The organism is Streptomyces sp. Z26 (genome assembly GCF_003665095.1).
Lineage (GTDB): Bacteria > Actinomycetota > Actinomycetes > Streptomycetales > Streptomycetaceae > Streptomyces > Streptomyces phytohabitans.
The window spans coordinates 951,555-968,409 of sequence record NZ_RCHV01000002.1 but is presented as its reverse complement, the minus strand read 5'-3'; the positions used below and the strand labels follow the sequence as shown (position 1 = coordinate 968,409).

The 16,855-nt window shown below is 75.8% G+C and carries 14 protein-coding genes; 8 read left to right on the top strand and 6 right to left on the bottom strand.

Going from position 1 to position 16,855, the window contains the following annotated elements; all coding sequences use genetic code 11:
* Positions 1-143: 143 nt before the first annotated feature.
* The 3 genes from D7M15_RS04235 (at position 144) to D7M15_RS04225 (ending at position 3,535) form a co-directional block, all read left to right on the top strand.
* Positions 144-1,622 (top strand): alkaline phosphatase PhoX, encoded by a 1,479-nt coding sequence (locus D7M15_RS04235; RefSeq protein ID WP_121516254.1) that lies wholly within the window; start codon positions 144-146, stop codon positions 1,620-1,622.
* Positions 1,623-1,722: 100 nt separating this feature from the next.
* On the top strand, positions 1,723-2,427 hold the full coding sequence (locus tag D7M15_RS04230; protein ID WP_121516253.1) for a HEAT repeat domain-containing protein: 705 nt from the start codon (positions 1,723-1,725) through the stop codon (positions 2,425-2,427).
* A gap of 46 nt (positions 2,428-2,473) precedes the next feature.
* Entirely contained in the window at positions 2,474-3,535 is a 1,062-nt protein-coding gene (locus D7M15_RS04225; protein ID WP_121516252.1) for a MerR family transcriptional regulator, read from the top strand.
* Between the two features lie 32 nt (positions 3,536-3,567).
* Here D7M15_RS04225 and D7M15_RS04220 read toward each other — a convergent pair whose 3' ends face one another.
* Positions 3,568-4,857 carry an MFS transporter gene (locus D7M15_RS04220; RefSeq protein ID WP_121516251.1) on the bottom strand — a complete coding sequence of 430 codons (1,290 nt, stop codon included), beginning with the start codon at positions 4,855-4,857 and terminating at the stop codon, positions 3,568-3,570.
* Positions 4,858-5,290: 433 nt separating this feature from the next.
* Between D7M15_RS04220 and D7M15_RS04215 the strand changes: the two genes are divergently transcribed.
* Positions 5,291-6,361, top strand: a complete 1,071-nt coding sequence (locus D7M15_RS04215) for an amidohydrolase family protein (protein WP_121516250.1) — start codon at positions 5,291-5,293, stop codon at positions 6,359-6,361.
* 133 nt (positions 6,362-6,494) lie between these two features.
* Here D7M15_RS04215 and D7M15_RS04210 read toward each other — a convergent pair whose 3' ends face one another.
* A complete protein-coding gene (locus tag D7M15_RS04210) occupies positions 6,495-7,847 on the bottom strand; it encodes a TerD family protein (protein ID WP_165906355.1) in 1,353 nt (450 codons plus the stop codon).
* A 101-nt stretch (positions 7,848-7,948) separates the two neighbouring features.
* Entirely contained in the window at positions 7,949-8,707 is a 759-nt protein-coding gene (locus D7M15_RS04205; RefSeq protein ID WP_121516248.1) for a helix-turn-helix transcriptional regulator, read from the bottom strand.
* Positions 8,708-8,762: 55 nt separating this feature from the next.
* Here D7M15_RS04205 and D7M15_RS04200 point away from each other — a divergent pair, with 55 nt between their 5' ends.
* Positions 8,763-10,115: an MFS transporter gene (locus D7M15_RS04200; RefSeq protein ID WP_121516247.1), complete on the top strand. Its 1,353-nt coding sequence runs from the start codon at positions 8,763-8,765 to the stop codon at positions 10,113-10,115.
* Here D7M15_RS04200 and D7M15_RS04195 read toward each other — a convergent pair.
* Positions 10,112-10,930, bottom strand: coding sequence for an NAD(P)-dependent oxidoreductase (locus tag D7M15_RS04195; protein WP_121516246.1), 819 nt, complete (start codon positions 10,928-10,930; stop codon positions 10,112-10,114). The genes D7M15_RS04200 and D7M15_RS04195 overlap by 4 nt on opposite strands.
* A gap of 163 nt (positions 10,931-11,093) precedes the next feature.
* Between D7M15_RS04195 and D7M15_RS04190 the strand changes: the two genes are divergently transcribed.
* The 3 genes from D7M15_RS04190 (at position 11,094) to D7M15_RS04180 (ending at position 14,112) form a co-directional block, all read left to right on the top strand.
* Positions 11,094-12,116, top strand: coding sequence for a 5-dehydro-4-deoxyglucarate dehydratase (locus tag D7M15_RS04190; protein WP_121516245.1), 1,023 nt, complete (start codon positions 11,094-11,096; stop codon positions 12,114-12,116).
* Entirely contained in the window at positions 12,116-13,438 is a 1,323-nt protein-coding gene (locus D7M15_RS04185) for a hypothetical protein (protein ID WP_121516244.1), read from the top strand. The genes D7M15_RS04190 and D7M15_RS04185 overlap by 1 nt, the downstream gene beginning before the upstream one ends.
* Positions 13,439-13,551: 113 nt before the next feature.
* Positions 13,552-14,112, top strand: coding sequence for a carboxymuconolactone decarboxylase family protein (locus tag D7M15_RS04180; RefSeq protein WP_121516243.1), 561 nt, complete (start codon positions 13,552-13,554; stop codon positions 14,110-14,112).
* 27 nt (positions 14,113-14,139) lie between these two features.
* Here the strand turns inward: D7M15_RS04180 and D7M15_RS04175 are convergent, their stop codons facing one another.
* Positions 14,140-15,582 (bottom strand): histidine kinase, encoded by a 1,443-nt coding sequence (locus D7M15_RS04175; protein WP_121516242.1) that lies wholly within the window; start codon positions 15,580-15,582, stop codon positions 14,140-14,142.
* Positions 15,579-16,838 (bottom strand): hypothetical protein, encoded by a 1,260-nt coding sequence (locus D7M15_RS04170; RefSeq protein ID WP_240649122.1) that lies wholly within the window; start codon positions 16,836-16,838, stop codon positions 15,579-15,581. The genes D7M15_RS04175 and D7M15_RS04170 overlap by 4 nt, the downstream gene beginning before the upstream one ends.
* Positions 16,839-16,855 lie beyond the last annotated feature (17 nt).

The window sequence follows — 16,855 nt, the reverse complement described above, 5'->3', positions numbered from 1 at the left end:
CGTCGTACGGCTTCCCGTCAGGCGGAGTTCAGCTCCGGTTCGCCCGGGGGCAGCAGTGTGTGCGCCGTCACCACCCTTGAGCGCGTACGCGAGCCGTACGGGACGAGCGCGTACGCCAGCCGTACGGGAGAGGCCGCAGAGACATGCCGATCAGCCGCAGGGACTTCGCGAGGCGTTCCGCCGTCACCGGCGCGGGCGTCGCCATCGTCGGCAGCGCGGGCGTGCTGGGCAGCGCGCCCGGCGCGCTCGCGGCGGACCGGGGCGCGGGGCGCCCCGGGGACGCGCACGGCGGCGGGCACGGGCACGGCCACCACCGGCCCGAGCTGGGCTACGGGCCGCTGCTGCCCGACCCGGACGGCCTCCTCGCGCTGCCCGCGGGCTTCTCGTACCGCGTCCTCACCCGCTCCGGCGTCACCACGCTGGAGTCCGGGGAGACCACCCCGTCGAACCACGACGGCACGGCGACGTTCGCGGGCCCGCGCGGCGCCACCCTGCTGGTCAACAACCACGAGCTGAGCGGCCCGCGCGACGAGTGGGAGCACCCCGTGCCGCTCGTCGACGGCCTCGTCTACGACCCGGCCGCGCCCGGCGGCTGCACCGTCGTGGAGGTCTCCAAGCACGGCGACCACGTCACCGAGTGGGTCGGCATCGCGGGCACCGCGCAGAACTGCGCGGGCGGCAGCACCCCCTGGGGCACCTGGCTGACCTGCGAGGAGAACACGGACCTCGCCGGTGAGAACGGCATGACCAAGGACCACGGCTACGTCTTCGAGGTCGACCCGCACGACCGCCGCGCCAACCGCGACCCCAAGCCCGTCAAGGCCCTGGGCCGCTTCGACCACGAGGCCGTCGTCGTCGACACCCGCCGCGGCCACCTCTACCTCACCGAGGACGCCGACGAGCCGAACGGCCTCTTCTACCGCTGGACCCCGCCGTCCGGCTTCCGGCACGGCCGCGGCCGCCTGCGCGGCCTCGCGGACGACGCGGGCACGCTCCAGGCCATGAAGTGCTTCGACTCCGGCGGCCGCTTCGTCGAGGACCTGTCGTTCACCACCAGGACGGGCGTCGTGTACGGCGTGGACTGGGTGGACGTCGCCGACCGCGACGCCCGCGAGACCCCGATCCGCGAGCAGTTCGCCGACCACGAGGTCACCCGCGCCCGCAAGCTGGAGGGCATGTGGTGGGGCGACGGCGGCGCGTACTTCGTGTCCTCCTACGCCCGCGCCGAGGACAGCCCCGGCCGCCCGCACGACGGGCAGGTCTGGTTCTACGACCCGAAGCGGCGCACCGTCACCCTCAAGGTGCTGCTCGCGGTCAACGCCGACCCCGACCGGCCGGACGGCCTGGACGGTCCCGACAACATCACCGTCTCCCCGTACGGCGGCCTGGTCCTCGCCACGGACGGCGAGGGGCACCAGCACCTCTTCGGCGCGGCGGACAGCGGCGAGACGTACCCGCTGGCGCGCAACGAGCTGAACCTCGGCACGGAGGAGGAGCCGGAGTACAGCGAGTTCACCGGCGTCTGCTTCTCGGACGACGGCCGCACCCTCTTCGCGAACATCCAGACGCCGGGCATCATGCTGGCGATCACGGGCCCCTGGCGACGCCAGCCCCGACGCTGAGGGCCCGCCCGCCCGTACCGCCCGGCGGTCCCGTCGGTGGCCGCGGTTGACCTTCACACGGTGGCAGGGTCTTCACTCCTCTTCCGAGGAGGTGGTCTCGATGACGGACACGGGACAGCACACGGAGACAGGCACGCGTACGGGCGCGGGCGGGCGTACGGAAACGGAGGCCGACGCCGTACGGGCGCTGGCGGGCGGCGACGCGTCCGTACGGCTGCGGGCCGCCCTCGCGGCCGGTACGGCGCCGGGCCCGCACCTCGTGGAACCGCTGCTCGAACGGTGCGCCACGGAACCGGAGTTCCTCGTACGCGACATGCTGACCTGGGCGCTCACCCGCCACCCGGTGGACACCACGCTCCCGGCGCTGCTCCGCGAGGTCCGCTCCAAGCGCGTACAGGCACGGAGCCAGGCGCTGCACACCCTGTCCAAGCTCGGTGACCGGCGGGCGTGGCCCGCGCTCACGCGGGAGCTGCTGACCGACCCGGCGGACGAGGTCGCGCGGAGCGCCTGGCGGGCCGCCGTCGTCCTCGTACCCGAGGGCGCGGAGCCCGCGCTCGCCACGGAGCTGGCCACCCAACTGGGGCGCGGCGGGCGGGAGACGCGGCTGAGCCTCAGCCGGGCGCTGGTCGCCCTCGGCGACGCCGCGGCCCCGGCGCTGGACGCCGCGGCGGGGGCCGGGAGCCAGGACGTACGGGCGCACGCGCTCGCCACGACGCGGCTGCTGCACGACCCGGACGCCGGATTCGGCCACGCGGTCGAGGAGGCCAAGCGTGTCGTGGCCCTCGGCGGCGCCGGGGACGGGTGACGGTGGGCGGGGACGGGCGGGGCCCGGAGGGGAGGGACGCGGGGACGTGCTGATCGGTGAGGTGGCCCGGCGGTCCGGGGTCAGTGCCCGGATGCTGCGGCACTACGAGGAGTTGGGGCTGCTGCGCCCTTCGGGCCGTACGGGCTCCGGCTACCGCGAGTACGCGGGCGAGGACATCCGGCGGATCTTCCACATCGAGAGCCTGCGCTCGCTGGGGCTGCCGCTGCGGGAGATCGGCCGCGCCCTCGACGGGCCCGGCTTCACACCCGCGGCGCTCCTCGACGACCTCATCCGCCGTACGCGCGACCGGGTCGCCGCCGAGACCGAACTCCTCACGCGGCTCCGCCGTATCGACGCCGCCGACCCCGCCGACTGGGAGGACGTGCTCCAGGTCGTCGCGCTGCTCCAGGCGCTGCGTTCGCACAGCCCCGAGGACCGCCAGCGCGCGGCGCTCTCCACCGCCGACGGCGTACCGGTCCCGGTGGAGGCCCTGGTCGAGGCGGTGTTGCGTGAGACGGACGCGAGCGTCGCGGGGGCGCTGCGCTGGGCGCTCGCTCGCGCGGACGCCGGTGACGGGGTCGGGACCGGCGGCGGTGGGGACGGGGGCGCGGCGCTGCTCGCGGAGGGCCTGGACTCGCCGGAGGCGGCGGTACGGGAACGCGCCGTGCGGTCCCTCGCCGAACTGCCCGGCGCGGCAGCCGCCGCCCACCTGCGGGAGGCGCTCGCGCACCCGGACGACGCGGTCCGCGCGTACGCCGCCCTGGCCCTCGGCGCGCACGGGGCGGACGGCCCGGACGACCCGGCGCTCCTCGACGTCCTCCTCGACATGATCGTGGCGGGGCGCAACGACACCGACGCGGCCGACGTCCTCGGCGTACTGGCACGCGACACGGCGGCCGCCGACCGCATCGCGGCGGCGCTCGCCGCCCGCCTCGCCCGGCTCGACGGCGGCCCGCCCGACGCGCCCGCCCGCGGCCGCCTGGCCCAGTCGCTCGCGGCCGTACCCGGCCCGGTCGCGTCCCGCGTGCTGCGCGAACTGGCGCGGGACGGCGACCCGGCCGTGGCCCTGACCGCGACGTACCTGCTGCGGCTGCACGGCGCGGAGTGAGCGGCCGTACGTCCACCGCGCGCGACCGTACGCTAGCCGCGCCGCTCCGGGCGGCCGGTCGCCCCGGCCCCCGCCGTGGCACCCCCGGCGTCGCCGGTCGGCGCCCCGGCGGCGGTCGCCGCCCGGCGGGGGAGCAGCAGCGGGGTGGCCAGCAGGAGCACCCCGGCCAGGCCGAGGGCCGTACGCGCGCCCCACAGGCCGCCGAGCACGCCCCAGACGGCCGTCAGCAGCGCGGTCGCCGCCCGCGTCGTCACCGCCCAGGCCGTGAGCGTACGGGCGACCCGGTCGGGGGCGGTACGTTCCAGCCGGAACGTCGCCTGCACGGGGTTGAAGACCGCGCAGCACAGGATCAGGCCCGCCTCGACGCCGATCACCAGCAGCAGCCCGCCGGTGCCCGGCCCGACGAACGCGAGGCCCAGCGGCCAGACCGCGCGCAGCGCTCCCGACACGGCCAGCACCCGGTGCTGTCCGAAGCGCGCGGTGAGCGGCCGGGCCAGCCGCGCCCCCAGCAGCCCGCAGACGGAGGGCGCGGCGAAGGCCAGCCCGTACTGCCACGGCGCGAAGCCGAGCTGCCCCAGCATCAGCACGGCCAGCAGCGGTTGGGCGGCCATCACCAGGGCGTTGAAGAGGGCGGTGTTGAGGAGCAGCGGGCGTAGCGCGGGGTCCCGCAGCACGTACCGCCAGCCGTCGACCAGCCCCCCGGCCCGCGCCGTCGCTCCGTTCCGCTCCCGTACGGGCCGGGGTTCGGCGCCGCTCGTCGCGCGGAGGCACAGGGCCGACACCAGGTGGCCGGCTGCGTCCGCCGCCACCGTCGCCACCGGGCCGAGGAGGCCGACGGCGGCGCCGCCCAGTGGCGGCCCGACGACGGTGGTGGCCCATGTCGTGGACTCCAGGCGGGAGTTGGCGGTCAGCAGGTCACCGGGCGGCAGCAGCGTCTTGAGGTACGCGCCGGACGCCGCCCGGAACGTGATGTCGGCCGCCGCCGTCACCACGGAGACCAGCAGCAGCTGGAGGAACGTCAGCGTCCCCAGCGCGTACGCGACGGGCACCGTCAGCAGCGCCGCACAGCGCACCAGGTCCGTGCCGACCAGCACCGGCCGCTTCCGCCGGAACTCCACCCACGGCCCGAGCGGCACCGCGAGCGCCGCGCCCGCCGCCGCCCCCACCGAGGCGAGCGCGGCCACCTCGGCGGGCCCGGAGCCCAGCACCTGGACGGCGATCAGCGGGAACGCGCCGAAGGCCAGCCACGTGCCGAGCGCGCTCGTCCCGTACGCGCCCCACAGCCAGCCGAAGTCCCGCCCCAGCCGCTGCCCGCTCCGCATCCCCGACGCCCCCGGCTCCCGTACGTACGCACCGCGCGGTCCGGCGTACGTACCGGCGTACCGGTGGGCCGCGCACGCGCCGCCTTCTCCCTCCCGGCGCGACGGGAAGCATCCAAGCGAGCCCGGCCCCTCGGGGGCAAACAACCGGCGGGCGCGCGGGCGCAACCGGCCGTTGTCCCACGGGAGACGGGGCCGCGCGGGCGCGCGCTCACCCGTGGGTGGTACCCCCGTCGGGTGAATCACGGTGACGGCGGTCCCCGCGCCCACCCCCGCGCGCGCGGTGCCGCGCCCGCGCGGCGGACGCCAGGTGGGCGCCCCGTCCCCCGTCCGGGCGACTGGTGCCGTACGGGACGCGACGTGACACTGTCCGGCGTCCACCGCCCCGCGCCCAGCGCCCCCGGCGGAATCGCCGCCGGCTCTTCACGGAGTACGCATGAACCGGAAGTCCGCCCTGTGCGGTTCCCTCCTGGCCCTCTCCGCCCTGACCGCCTCCCCGGCCGTCGCGGCGCCCGCCGACCCCGGCTGCTTCGACCGGGAGCGGCAGCCGTACACCTCCGTCGTCGACAGCCACCTGCACTTCCGCCCGTTCGGGGGCGAGGAGATCCCCTTCCGTGAACTCGTCGGCTACCTGCGGAAGACGGGCGTCCGCTACGCCAACATGTACGGCATCGGGCAGACCCTCCCCGCCGACTCGTCGTGCACCTACTACCTCGACTGCCCGGGTACGCCGGTCACCCCCAGCATGAAGAACGACTTCGCCAACGCCCGTGCCCTGCTGGCGCAGACCCCCGACGACGTACAGCTCACGCTCTCCATGACCTTCCCCGACCTCGCGAACCCGGGCGACGTGCTGGACCGCATGCGGCTGCTGGAGGAGGAGTACCCGGGCCGCTTCCGCTGGATGGGTGAGGTGAACCTGATCAAGCAGGCGCTGCTCAAGAACGGCCACGAACCGGCGGACAAGGCCGACATCGCCGCCTGGGCACCGTTCATGGCGGAGCTGCGGGAACGGGACATCCCGCTGACGATCCACTCCGACCTCGGCAGCGACCGGGACCACACCGCCTACCTCCCGCTGATGGAGGAGGTGTTGGAGCGCTACCCGGACAACCGGATCGTGTGGGCGCACATGGGGCTGTCCAAGGAGCTGTCCACCATGGGCCCCGCCGCGCACGTCGCCATCCTGGAACGCCTCATGTGGCAGCACCCGAACTTCGGCGCCGACATCAGCTGGCGCGTCCTGGAGGACCTGTACTTCTCCCGGCCCGAGGCGCGGAAGCACTACGTGCCGTTCCTCAACGCGCACTCCGACCGGGTGCTCCCCGGCACGGACTTCGTCGCGTCCCGCGACAAGGACTTCGGCGTCTACAAGACGGAGCTGGAGGTCACCAGCCGCATCAACCGGCACCTGGACGACGACGCCTTCCGCGACATCGCCCTCGGCCAGAGCTACTTCGACCTCCTCGACCTGCCGGACGAGGCACCGCGCGTCTGCCCCGCCTGACCGCGCGGACGTCCGGCGGCGGCCGGTGCCCCGGCGCGCCGCCGGGAGCGTCCGCGCCGGTGCCCGCGCCCCGTGCGCCGCTCCCGCCGGAAGGGGGAGCGGCACACGGGGGCGTGGTCGGCGGGCTCGTCCGTCAGAGCGCCGCGCCGCCCGGCTTGACCATGCCGCGGACCGTGCGGGAGTCGACGTACTCCCCGAGGGCCGTCATCTCCCACTCGCCGGAGAACTGCCGAATCAACTTGCACATGAGAACGCCGGTGCGCGGTTCGGCGTTGGTCAGGTCGAAGCGCACCAGCTCCTGGCCGCTGGCCGCGTCGAGGAGGCGGCAGTACGCCTTGGCGACGTCCGTGAACTTCTGCCCTGAGAAGGAGTTCACGGTGAAGACCAGGCCAGAGACCTGCTGCGGGAGGTCACCGAGGTGGACGGTGATCGCCTCGTCGTCGCCCGCGCCCTCGCCCGTGAGGTTGTCGCCGGAGTGCTGGATGACGCCGTTGAGAATGGCCAGTTTGCCGAAGTAACAGGCGTCGACCTTCTTGCGGTTGGCGTCGTACGCGATGACCGACGCGTCGAGGTCGATGTCCTTCGAGCGGAACGCGGGCTCCCAACCGAGGCCCATCCGTACGGAGGAGAGCATCGGGCGGCCGCCCTTGACCAGCGAGACCGTCTGGTTCTTCTGGAGGTTGACCCGGCCCTTGTCGAGGTTGATCTTCCCGCCGGGAGCGCCCGGGGCGCCGGGTGCGGACGGCGCGGACGGCGCCGAGGGGGCGGACGGCGCGCTCGGTGCCGCCGGGGCCGGGCCGGGCGGCATGGGCGGGACCGAGGGGAACGAGGGGGAGGGTGCCGACGGGGCGCCCGGCATCTGCGGGACGGTCGGCGCCTGGTGCACGGACGGCGGGAACGAGGGGGAGGGCGCCTGCGGAGCCGAAGGTGCCTGCGGCGCGGGCGGGGCCGGAGGCGCCTGCGGTGCCGCGGGCGCGGGCGGTGCCTGGGGCGCGGCGGCGGGCTCCTCGGCCACGTCCACCCCGAAGTCGGCGGCGATACCGCCCAGTCCGTTCGCGTACCCCTGGCCGACCGCGCGCACCTTCCAGGCGCCGTTCCGCCGGTAGACCTCCACCACGACCAGCGCCGTCTCGTTCCCCAGTCGCGGCGGCGTGAACGTGGCGACGACCGCTTGCGACCCCGCGTCGCGGACCGTGGCGGTCGGCTCGGTGCCCGCGAAGGCGGCGCCCCCGTCGAGGCTCGCGGTGACCACGACCTTCTCGATGTCGGCGGGAACGGCCGCGGTGTCCACCGTGATCGTGTCGGCGGCGCCGCCGCTGTGCGTCACGCCGGGGCCGCTCGGCTGGTTGTAGAACACGAAGTCGGCGTCGGACCGGACCTTGCCGTCGGCGGCGACCAGCAGGCCGGACACGTCGAGCCGGACCGGTGCGGTCACCTCCACCGCCACCCTCGCGGCGGTCAGCGGAAGGTTCGAGCCAGGGGTCATTGCAGTCATGACCGGGGTAACGAACGGTCGCGGTTTACGGTTCCTTTGCCGAGCGCCCGCCGCCGCGCCCCGCCCGGAGACCCCGCCCAGGCCCTCCGCCCCTACGCACCCGGCCCGATGCGGTACGTCCCCGGCGTCCGTCCCGTCGTCCGGCTGAACGTGTCGATGAACGCGCTCGCCGTGGCCCACCCGCAGCGCCGCCCCGCCTCGCTCACGTCGGCCCCCTCGGCCAGCAGCACCATGGCGTGGAACACCCGTACGTTCGTCCGCCACTGCGGATACGTCATGCCGAACTCCGTACGGAACAGCCGCGCCAGCGTCCGTTCGCTCGCGCCGACCCGCCGCGCGAGCCAGCCGGTGGTACGGGGCTGCCGCAGGTCGTCGACCACCAGCGCGCAGGCCCGGCGCAGCCGGACGTCGTCGGCCACGGGCAGCGTCAACGGCTCCACGGGCGCGCGGCGCAGCCGGTCGCGCAGCACGGCGCGCAGGCGGCGGGCCTCGGGCGGGGGGAGGGACGGTTCGCTGCACGCGATGATGAGTTCACGGGCGAGCGCGTCCACGGACACCACCACCGGTTCCTCGGACCGCAGCAGCGTGTCCTCGACGGCGAAGCCGAGCGTGTGCACCGAGCTGCGCCCGTGGACGCGGTGCTGGTGCCAGGTGCCCGCGGGGATCCAGACGGCCCGCGCCCGGGACGCGACCCAGGACCTCTCGCCCGTCCGGACCGCGAGGACACCGGCGCTGACGTACAGCAGCTGGTGGTAGCCGTGCCGGTGGCGGCCGATGACCTCGCCCGCGAGGTGGGCGTGGGTGCCGTTCCGGGGTGCGGCCGTCTCCTCCGGCTGGCTGTTCTGCGACATGGGACGGCAGATTAACGGAAGCGGTACACCCCCCGGCTCTGCGAGCGTGGGGGCCATGCCCGGCACCCCCCGTACCCCCGCACCGTCCGACCCGCCCTCCGTCGCGCCCGCGCCGCCCCCGCGCAAGGGACGGTTCGCCTCCGGGCTGCGCGGAGTCGCCCTGGACACCCGCCCGTTCGCGCACCCCGTCTTCCGGCGGCTGCTGATCGGGCAGAGCGCGGCGTACATCGGCGCCATGGTCACGACGGTCACCATCCCGATCCAGGTGTACGACCTGTCGCACTCGTCGTTGTCCGTCGGCCTGACCGGGTTCGCGGGGCTGCTGCCGCTCGTGGTGTTCGGCCTGTACGGGGGCGCGCTGGCGGACCGGTTCGACCGCCGCGCGCTGTATCTGGTGTCGGCGTCCGTCACCTGGGCGACGACGCTCGGGCTGCTGCTCCAGGCACTCGCGGACGTGCGGTCCGTACCGCTGCTGCTCGCCCTCGTCGCCGTGCAGGGCGGCGCGTTCGCCGTCTCGTCCGCCGCGCGGGGCGCGATCATCCCGCGCATCGTGCCCACGCACCTGGTGCCCGCGGCGAACACCCTGTACTTCACCGCGGGCAACGTCGGGCAGGTCGCCGGGCCGCTGATCGCCGGTCTGCTGGTCTCCCTCCCGCACGGCTACTCCTGGGCGTACGGCGCCGACGCCCTCCTGTTCTCCCTGCTGCTGTACTCGGCCCTGCGCCTCCCGCCCGTCGCCCCCGCCGGGGCGGGCGGCCGTACGGGCGGGGTGCGCGCGGTCGTCGACGGGCTGCGGTTCATCTCGGCCGCCCCGGTGCTGTGGATGTCGTTCGCGGTGGACATCGCGGCGATGACGCTGGCCATGCCCACCGTGCTGTTCCCGGAGGCGGCGGAGGCGCGTTTCGGCGGCGGGGTGGGGCCGCTGTACTCGGCGATAGCGGTGGGCTCCGTCGCCGCCGGGCTGTTCAGCGGGTGGGTCGGGCGGGTGCGCCGCCAGGGCCGGGCGCTGGCGTTGGCGGTCACCGTGTGGGCGGCGGCCATCGCCCTGGCGGGCACGGTGCACGAGCTGTACGCCGCCGTCGCCCTGCTGGCCGTCGCGGGCGCCGCCGACCTGGTCAGCTCCGTGTACCGGCAGACGATCCTCCAGACCTACGCGCCCGACGCCCTGCGCGGCCGCCTCCAGGGCGTCTTCACGGTCGTGGTCGCGGGCGGCCCCCGGCTGGGCGGGCTGCGCGCGGGGGTGATGGCGTCGGCGGTCGGGCTCCAACTGGCGTGGACGGGCAGCGCGCTGCTGTGCCTGGTCGTCGTCCTCGCCGGTGCGCTGCTCGTACGGCCCTTCTGGACGTACGAGACCGCTCCGGCGGCCGACGCCCCGGGCCCCGGGAGCGGGGCGGAGGGCACCGCTTAGTGCGGCCACCGCGGTGGGCGGGTGCAGAAGTGCCCGCCCACGTGGGCGTGTTCGGGGTCGGCCGGGTCGGGTTCGCCCTCCTCCGCGAGCAGCCGCGCGGCGTACGGCTCCGAGTCGTCCCTCGGTGCGTAGCCCAGCGCGCGCGCGGACGAGAGGTCCCACCACAGGCGGGTGTTGGCGGAGGAGCCGTAGACGGTGGTGTGCCGTACGTCGTCCGCCGTCAGCGCCGCGTGGAAGAGCCGCGCGCCGTCCGCCGGGCTCATCCAGAGGGAGAGCATCCGGACGGTGGTGGGTTCGGGGAAGCAGGAGCCGATGCGTACGGAGACGGTCTCGACGCCGTGCAGGTCCCAGTAGAGCTGCGCGAGGTCCTCGCCGAACGACTTGGACAGCCCGTAGAACGTGTCCGGGCGGCGTGGTGTGTCCGTGGGGATCAGCGGGACGTCGCCGCGCGGGTGCGGCGGGCGGGGGGTGAAGCCCACGGCGTGGTTGGAGGACGCGAACACGACGCGGGGGACGCCCTCCTGGCGCACGGCCTCGTACAGCGCGTACGTGCCCTGGATGTTCGCCGCGAGGATCTGCTCGAACGACGCCTCCAGCGAGATGCCCGCCAGGTGCAGCACGGCGTCGGTGCCGCGTACGGCCTCGCGCAGCGCCGCCGTGTCGTTGAGGTCGGCGGTGATCGCGTCGGGGGCGCCGTCGACCGGGCGTACGTCGAACAGCCGCAGCTCGTAGCCGTACGCGGGCAGCAACTCCCGCATCAGCGTGCCGAGTCCGCCCGCGGCGCCGGTGAGCAGGAGGGTGCGGGGAGCGGGCATCAGGTCTCCGTTCGTCGCTCCGGGCGGTGCGGGCCGCGCCGGTCCGCGCGGCGCGTCGCGCCCTTGACCGGTGAGAAACGCGTGGCTTAGCGTGAGTGTTCAGAAATATGGATGCCAATCATAAACGTGTACATGCGGTACGTGTCCACCTCCGGGAGCGCCGATGTCCTTCCCCGACCCGACGTCCGAGTCCGCTCCCGTGCCGCCGCTGGCCGCGCGCCTGGACGGCCTGCTGTTCTTCCCCGTCACGCCCTACGGCCCGGACGGCGGCGTCGACGAGGAGGTGTTCCGCGCCCATGTGCGGCAGGGCGTCGAGGCGGGCGCCGGGGCGGTGTTCGCGTGCTGCGGCACGGGCGAGTTCCACGCGCTGTCACCCGGCGAGTTCCGCCGGTGCGTCGCGGCGGCCGTCGAGGAGGTCGCGGGGCGGGTGCCGGTGGTTGCGGGCGCCGGGTACGGGACGGCGCTCGCCGTGGAGTTCGCGCGGCTGGCCGAGGAGGCGGGCGCGGACGGCCTGCTGGTCCTGCCGCCGTACCTTCTGACGCCCTCGCAGGAAGGACTGCTGGCGCACTACCGCGCGCTGGCCGCCGCCACCGACCTCGACCTCGTCGTCTACCAGCGGGACAACGCCGTCCTCACCCCCGAGACCGTCGTCGAGCTGGCGGCGGTGCCGAACGTGATCGGTCTGAAGGACGGCCTCGGGGACCTCGACCTGATGCAGCGGATCGTCAGCGCGGTCCGTACGGCACGGCCCGACGACCCGTTCCGCTACTTCAACGGCCTGCCGACCGCCGAACTCACCGTTCCCGCCTACCGCGGCGTCGGCGTCCGCCTCTACTCCTCCGCCGCCTTCTGCTTCGCGCCCGAGGTCGCCCTCGCCTTCCACCGCGCGCTCGACGCGGACGGTGCGGACGGCGTGGTGGACGCGGGTGGCGCGGGCGCGGCCACCGTCACCCGGCTCCTCGACGGCTTCTTCCGGCCCCTCGTCGAGCTGCGCAACAAGCGCCCCGGCTACGCCGTCTCGCTCGTCAAGGCGGGCGTACGCCTGCGGGGCCTGGACGTCGGCGGCGTACGGCCGCCGCTGACCGAGCCGAGCGCGGCGCACGTGGCGGAGCTGGCCGCGCTGATGGAGCACGGCCGAGGGCTGGTCGGCGCGGCGGAGCCCACCGGCGGGACCGGGGCGGCCTGATGCGCGCCGCCGCCTTCCTCTACCCGTGGGACGTGGTCGGTGACCCCGACGCCCCGCGCCGCCTCGCCGACCTCGGCGTACGGCAGGTCACCCTCGCCTCCGCCTACCACTCCACCCGCGCGCTCACCCCGCGCCACCCGCGTACCCGCGTCGTCACCGCCCGGCACTCCGCCGTGCTGTACCCGGCGGACCCCGCGCGCTGGGACGGCCGCGCGCTCCGCCCGTACGCGCAGGAGTGGATGGACACCCGCGACCCCTTCGGGGACGCCGCCCGCGCGCTCACCGGCGCCGGGCTGGAGGTGCACTCCTGGGTGGTGCTGGCGCACAACTCCCGGCTGGGCGAGGAGCATCCGCACACCAGCGTCCGCAACGCGTACGGCGACCGCTACCCCTGGGCGCCGTGCGTCGCCCGGTCCGACGTGCGGGCGTACGCGGCCGCGCTCGCCGCCGAGGCGGCCGTACGTCCGGGGGCGCGCGGGACGGAACTGGAGTCCTGCGGCTGGTACGGACTGGCGCACCTGCACGCGCACGACAAGATCGGCGGGATGCCGCCGGGGCCGGTCACCGAGCAGCTGATGTCCCTCTGCTTCTGCGCCGCCTGCCGCTCCGGCTACGCGGAGGGCGACGCCGACCCGGACGACCTGGCCGACGCCGTACGGCGCGCGCTCGCGCCCCTGTGGCACGGGGCGCCCGAGCCGCGCGCGGACACGGCGGCGGGGGAGTGGGCGGCGGTGGCCGAACTGCTGGGCGCGGAACGGGCGTCGGCGGTGGCCGCCTGGCGCGACGGCGCCGCCTCCCGGTTCCAGCGGGAGACGGTGGCGGCCGTACGGGCGTCCGCGCGCGCGGAGGGCGCGACGCGTTTCCGCGTGCTGCTGCACGCGCAGCCGGGCGCCCACAAGTGCGGCGCCAACGCGGGCACCCGACCGGACGACGTGCTGGCGCACGCCGACGGCGTCGTGGTGCCCTGCGCGGGCGGGGCGGAGGCCCGTACGGCGGTGCTGGCGCCGTACGCGCGCGCGGTCGCGGCCCGCGCGCGGAGGGCGGACGGAACGGTGCGGAGGGAGGGCGGAACAGGGGTGAACGACGGCCGTACGGACGGCGTGCTCGGCGCGGACGGTACGCACGGCACGGGCACCGACGCCGTGACGGTCGCCGCGAACCTCCCCGTCGTCGCGGGCATGGGCGGCTCCCCGCACACGCTGGCCGAGGACGCCGCGCACGCGCGCGCCCTCGGCGCGCACGAACTCCGCCTGTACCACGCGGGTCTGGCCTCCGACCGCGACCTCGTACGGGTACGGGACGCCCTGAGCCGGATCGGCTGAGCTGACGGCGCGGGACGGCACGGGGCGGGGGCGCGGCTGGACGCGTACGGCATGTCACGTTCCCCGGCGCCCGTCCGTCCAGGGGGTGAAGACGCTCCCGAAGGAGGACGACCATGGCCCGCATCTCTCTCGACCCCCCGCGCACCCTGACCGTACGGCTCGCCGCGTGGTACTCCCGGCGCAGGTTCGGCGAGGTCCTCGACCCCGTCGGCGCCATGGGGCACCACTCCCGGCTGCTGCGCGACGGCGCCCGCTTCGAACAGCGCCTCGCGGGCTGGGACGAGCTGGACCAGGGGCTGAAGACGCTGGCGGTGCTCGCCGTCGCGGCCCGTATCGGCTGCTCCTGGTGCGTGGACTTCGGGCACTGGGAGGCGGCGGAGCAGGGGCTCCCGATGGAGAAGATCCAGTACGTGCCGCGGTGGCGCGAGCACACCGGCGAGTTCGACGAACTGGAACTGCTGGTGCTGCGGTTCGCGGACGCCATGACGGAGACCGTGCCGACCGTCACCGACGAGCTGGCCGCCGAACTGGTGGCCCGCCTCGGTGAACCCGCCTTCATGGAGCTGGTCATGATGGCCGCCGTGGAGAACCAGCGTTCCCGCGTCAACGCCGCGCTCGGCCTGGTCGGCCAGGGCTTCTCCGACCGGTGCGAGGTGCCGCCGCGCGCCGTCTGAGCCGCGGGGCGGGCGGGGCCGGTGCCGCTACGGTCCGGTCCCGCGCGCCGTCGTCCCGTCGCCCGCCCCGGAGCCCTCGTCCCCGCCGAGGGGCAGCCGGGCGGTGAGCCGCCAGCCGCCCTCGTACGGGCCCGCCTCGGCCGAGCCGCCGAGCAGCACCGCCCGTTCGGCGATCCCGCGCAGCCCCCGTCCGCCACCACCCGCCGCCTGTCCCGCGCCCGCCGGGGCGGGAGCGCGCGTGCCGTACGGGGGAGTGGCGGACGGCGCGTTCGTCACCGTGACGCGCAACTCCCGCGCGTCCACCGACAGATGGACGTGCGCCCGCTGTCCGGGCGCGTGCCGCAGGACGTTGCTCAGGCCCTCCTGCGTGATGCGGTACCCCTCGCGCGCGGTGTGCGGGGGCAGGGCGCGCAGCACCCCGTCGTCCGCGCCGGTCCGCTCGACGGGCACCCCCGCCGTACGCACGCGCTGGAGCAGCCCGCCGAGTCCGTCGCCCAGCACGGGCGCGGGCCGCCGCCCGCCCGTCGCCGGGCGCGGGGAGCCGCCCGACGGGCCCGCCTCCCCGCCGCTGCCGGTGTGCCCGTCGCCGTCGGTGTGCTCCTCGCGGAGCACGCCTAGCACCGAGTCGAGTTCCGCGACGGCCTCGCGCGCGGTCTCCTCGATGGCGTGCAGCGCCTCGCGCGCGAAGTCGGGGTCCGTGTCCAGCACCCGCCGCGCCGCCCCGGCCTGGAGGGTGACCGCGCTCAGCGCGTGCCCGACCGAGTCGTGCAGCTCGCGGGCGAGCCGGTTGCGCGCCGCCAGGACCGCCGCGCGCTCCTCGGCGGCGGCGAGCCGGTCGGCGGGCGTCGGGCCGAGCAGTACGGGCGCCCACCGCGCGCACAGCGCGCCCGCGCCGTACGCCGCCGTGACCGTACCGGCCAGCAGGGCGGCGCCGATCAGCGGCGCCGTCCACAGCCACGGCCCGGCCAGCAGGCTCGTCCACGGCTCCCACCAGCGCGGTGCCCGCGGCGCGGGGACGAAGGGTACGAGCAGCAGCACCGTCGCCATCGGCGGTACGGCCAGGCTCATCCCGCTGACCAGCGCGCCCGTACCCAGGTGCAGCGCGAACCAGCCCGCCGTACGCCGCCGCGCCGCCCACGACCCGGCGGGCCCCCGGGCGAGCGCGGTCGCCGGGACCGCGCAGAGGGACTGCGCCGCGTACGTCTCCAGCGTCCGCACGAGGGGGAACAGCAGCCCGGTCACGGCGACCAGCGGCAGGGACAGTCCGTACGCGACGAACTGCGTGCCCAGGTCGCTCAGCGGGTCCGAGGCGGCGGGCAGCACCAGCGGGAGGAGCGACGTCAGCAGCAGGAAGTACGGCATGAGGAGCGCGCCGCCGAGGAGTTGGTGCGCCCAGCGCAGCCGCGCGCGCCGACCCAGGGAGCGGGCCAGGACGCGCGCGGGGGCCGCGAGCGGGGCGCGGAACGTCATCCGGTGCGCCGTACGCCGCCGCCCGCACCGTGCGGAACGGTCTCCGCGCGCGCGGAGGCGATCGGCTGCCGGAGGGTGACCGTTCCGGTGCCCGCGCCCGCCGCGCGCCACCCGTCGCGCGGGTCCGTGCCCGGCTCCGTTCTCCGCTCCCCGTCCGCGCCGTTCCCGCCCTCCGCGCGCGCGGACGCCGAAAACGGTTCCGGCGACTGTGCCGCGCGCTCCGCGAGGAGGTGCGCCCCGGCCGTCACGACGACCAATCCGACGGTCATCTGCACAGCGTAGGTGAGGCTCATCAGGGGGGTCGGCCGTTCCGCCGCCTCCCCGACGGCCAGCGCGCCGAGCATCATCCAGCCGCCCCAGCAGGCCGTGGCGCCCGACCCGGTCCAGGCCAACCCGAGGGGCACCGCCAACCGCACCCCGCCGCCCCCGGCCGTACCCCCGGCGCGGTCCGTGCCCCCGCCCGCGCCACCGCCCCTCCGGCCGCGCGGGCGGGCCAGTGCCAGCAGCCCGCCGACGGCGGCCAGCAGGAACAGCACGTTCCCGGCGGAACGCGCGTACAGCCCGGCTCCCGCGTCCGCCGCCGCGCCCGCGCTCAGCCCGACGGTCGCGCCGCCCGCCCACAGCGCGTTCGTCGTCAGCGGCAGCAGGGACAGCAGCAGCGCGCCCAGCGCCGCCGCCCGGAGCGCCGGACCGGTGGCACCGTGCCGCAGGTCGCCCGTACGGCCGCGCCACAGGTGCCCCCAGCGTTCCCGTACGTACGGCACGAACAGCGCGCCCAGCGCCAGCGCCTGCACCGTGAACCCGCCGTAGACCAGGCCGAACACCCAGTCCGCGAGGAACCGCCCGTCCTCCGCGGCCTGTTCACCCGCCGCGCCGCCCGCGCCCGCCGCGTCGAGCCCCAGTGTCAGGGGGAGGCCGACGACGATCGGCGCGAGCAGGCCGGTGGCCAGCCAGGCGGGCAGCACCGGCAGCCAGACCGGCGCGCGGCGGCCCCAGGGCCGGGTGAAGAGCAGGGCGAGGGCGATGACGGCGGCGTCCATCAGGAGGGTGAGGGCGTTCGCGGCGCGCATGACCCCCGCGTGGTCGGGGTCGAGGAGGACGCTCCCGGCCGGGATGCCGACTTCGCCGCCGCAGATCCAGACGGCCTTGAGGGTGAGGTACGGGAGGCAGGACAGGACGGTGACGAGGCAGACCAGGTCGCGTGCGCCGCGCCCGCGCGCGCCCCGCACACGGGTCTTCGTGGGTGTGGGTGTCATACGGCCACGCTCCCGCG

What these genes read in the sequence shown, in the direction of transcription:
- D7M15_RS04235 (WP_121516254.1), top strand. Translation starts at nt 144, where the DNA reads ATGCCGATCAGCCGCAGGGACTTCGCGAGGCGTTCCGCCGTCACCGGC.
- D7M15_RS04230 (WP_121516253.1), top strand. Translation starts at nt 1,723, where the DNA reads ATGACGGACACGGGACAGCACACGGAGACAGGCACGCGTACGGGCGCG.
- D7M15_RS04220 (WP_121516251.1), bottom strand. Translation starts at nt 4,857, where the DNA reads ATGCGGAGCGGGCAGCGGCTGGGGCGGGACTTCGGCTGGCTGTGGGGC.
- D7M15_RS04215 (WP_121516250.1), top strand. Translation starts at nt 5,291, where the DNA reads ATGAACCGGAAGTCCGCCCTGTGCGGTTCCCTCCTGGCCCTCTCCGCC.
- D7M15_RS04210 (WP_165906355.1), bottom strand. Translation starts at nt 7,847, where the DNA reads ATGACCCCTGGCTCGAACCTTCCGCTGACCGCCGCGAGGGTGGCGGTG.
- D7M15_RS04205 (WP_121516248.1), bottom strand. Translation starts at nt 8,707, where the DNA reads ATGTCGCAGAACAGCCAGCCGGAGGAGACGGCCGCACCCCGGAACGGC.
- D7M15_RS04200 (WP_121516247.1), top strand. Translation starts at nt 8,763, where the DNA reads ATGCCCGGCACCCCCCGTACCCCCGCACCGTCCGACCCGCCCTCCGTC.
- D7M15_RS04195 (WP_121516246.1), bottom strand. Translation starts at nt 10,930, where the DNA reads ATGCCCGCTCCCCGCACCCTCCTGCTCACCGGCGCCGCGGGCGGACTC.
- D7M15_RS04190 (WP_121516245.1), top strand. Translation starts at nt 11,094, where the DNA reads ATGTCCTTCCCCGACCCGACGTCCGAGTCCGCTCCCGTGCCGCCGCTG.
- D7M15_RS04185 (WP_121516244.1), top strand. Translation starts at nt 12,116, where the DNA reads ATGCGCGCCGCCGCCTTCCTCTACCCGTGGGACGTGGTCGGTGACCCC.
- D7M15_RS04180 (WP_121516243.1), top strand. Translation starts at nt 13,552, where the DNA reads ATGGCCCGCATCTCTCTCGACCCCCCGCGCACCCTGACCGTACGGCTC.
- D7M15_RS04175 (WP_121516242.1), bottom strand. Translation starts at nt 15,582, where the DNA reads ATGACGTTCCGCGCCCCGCTCGCGGCCCCCGCGCGCGTCCTGGCCCGC.
- D7M15_RS04170 (WP_240649122.1), bottom strand. Translation starts at nt 16,838, where the DNA reads ATGACACCCACACCCACGAAGACCCGTGTGCGGGGCGCGCGCGGGCGC.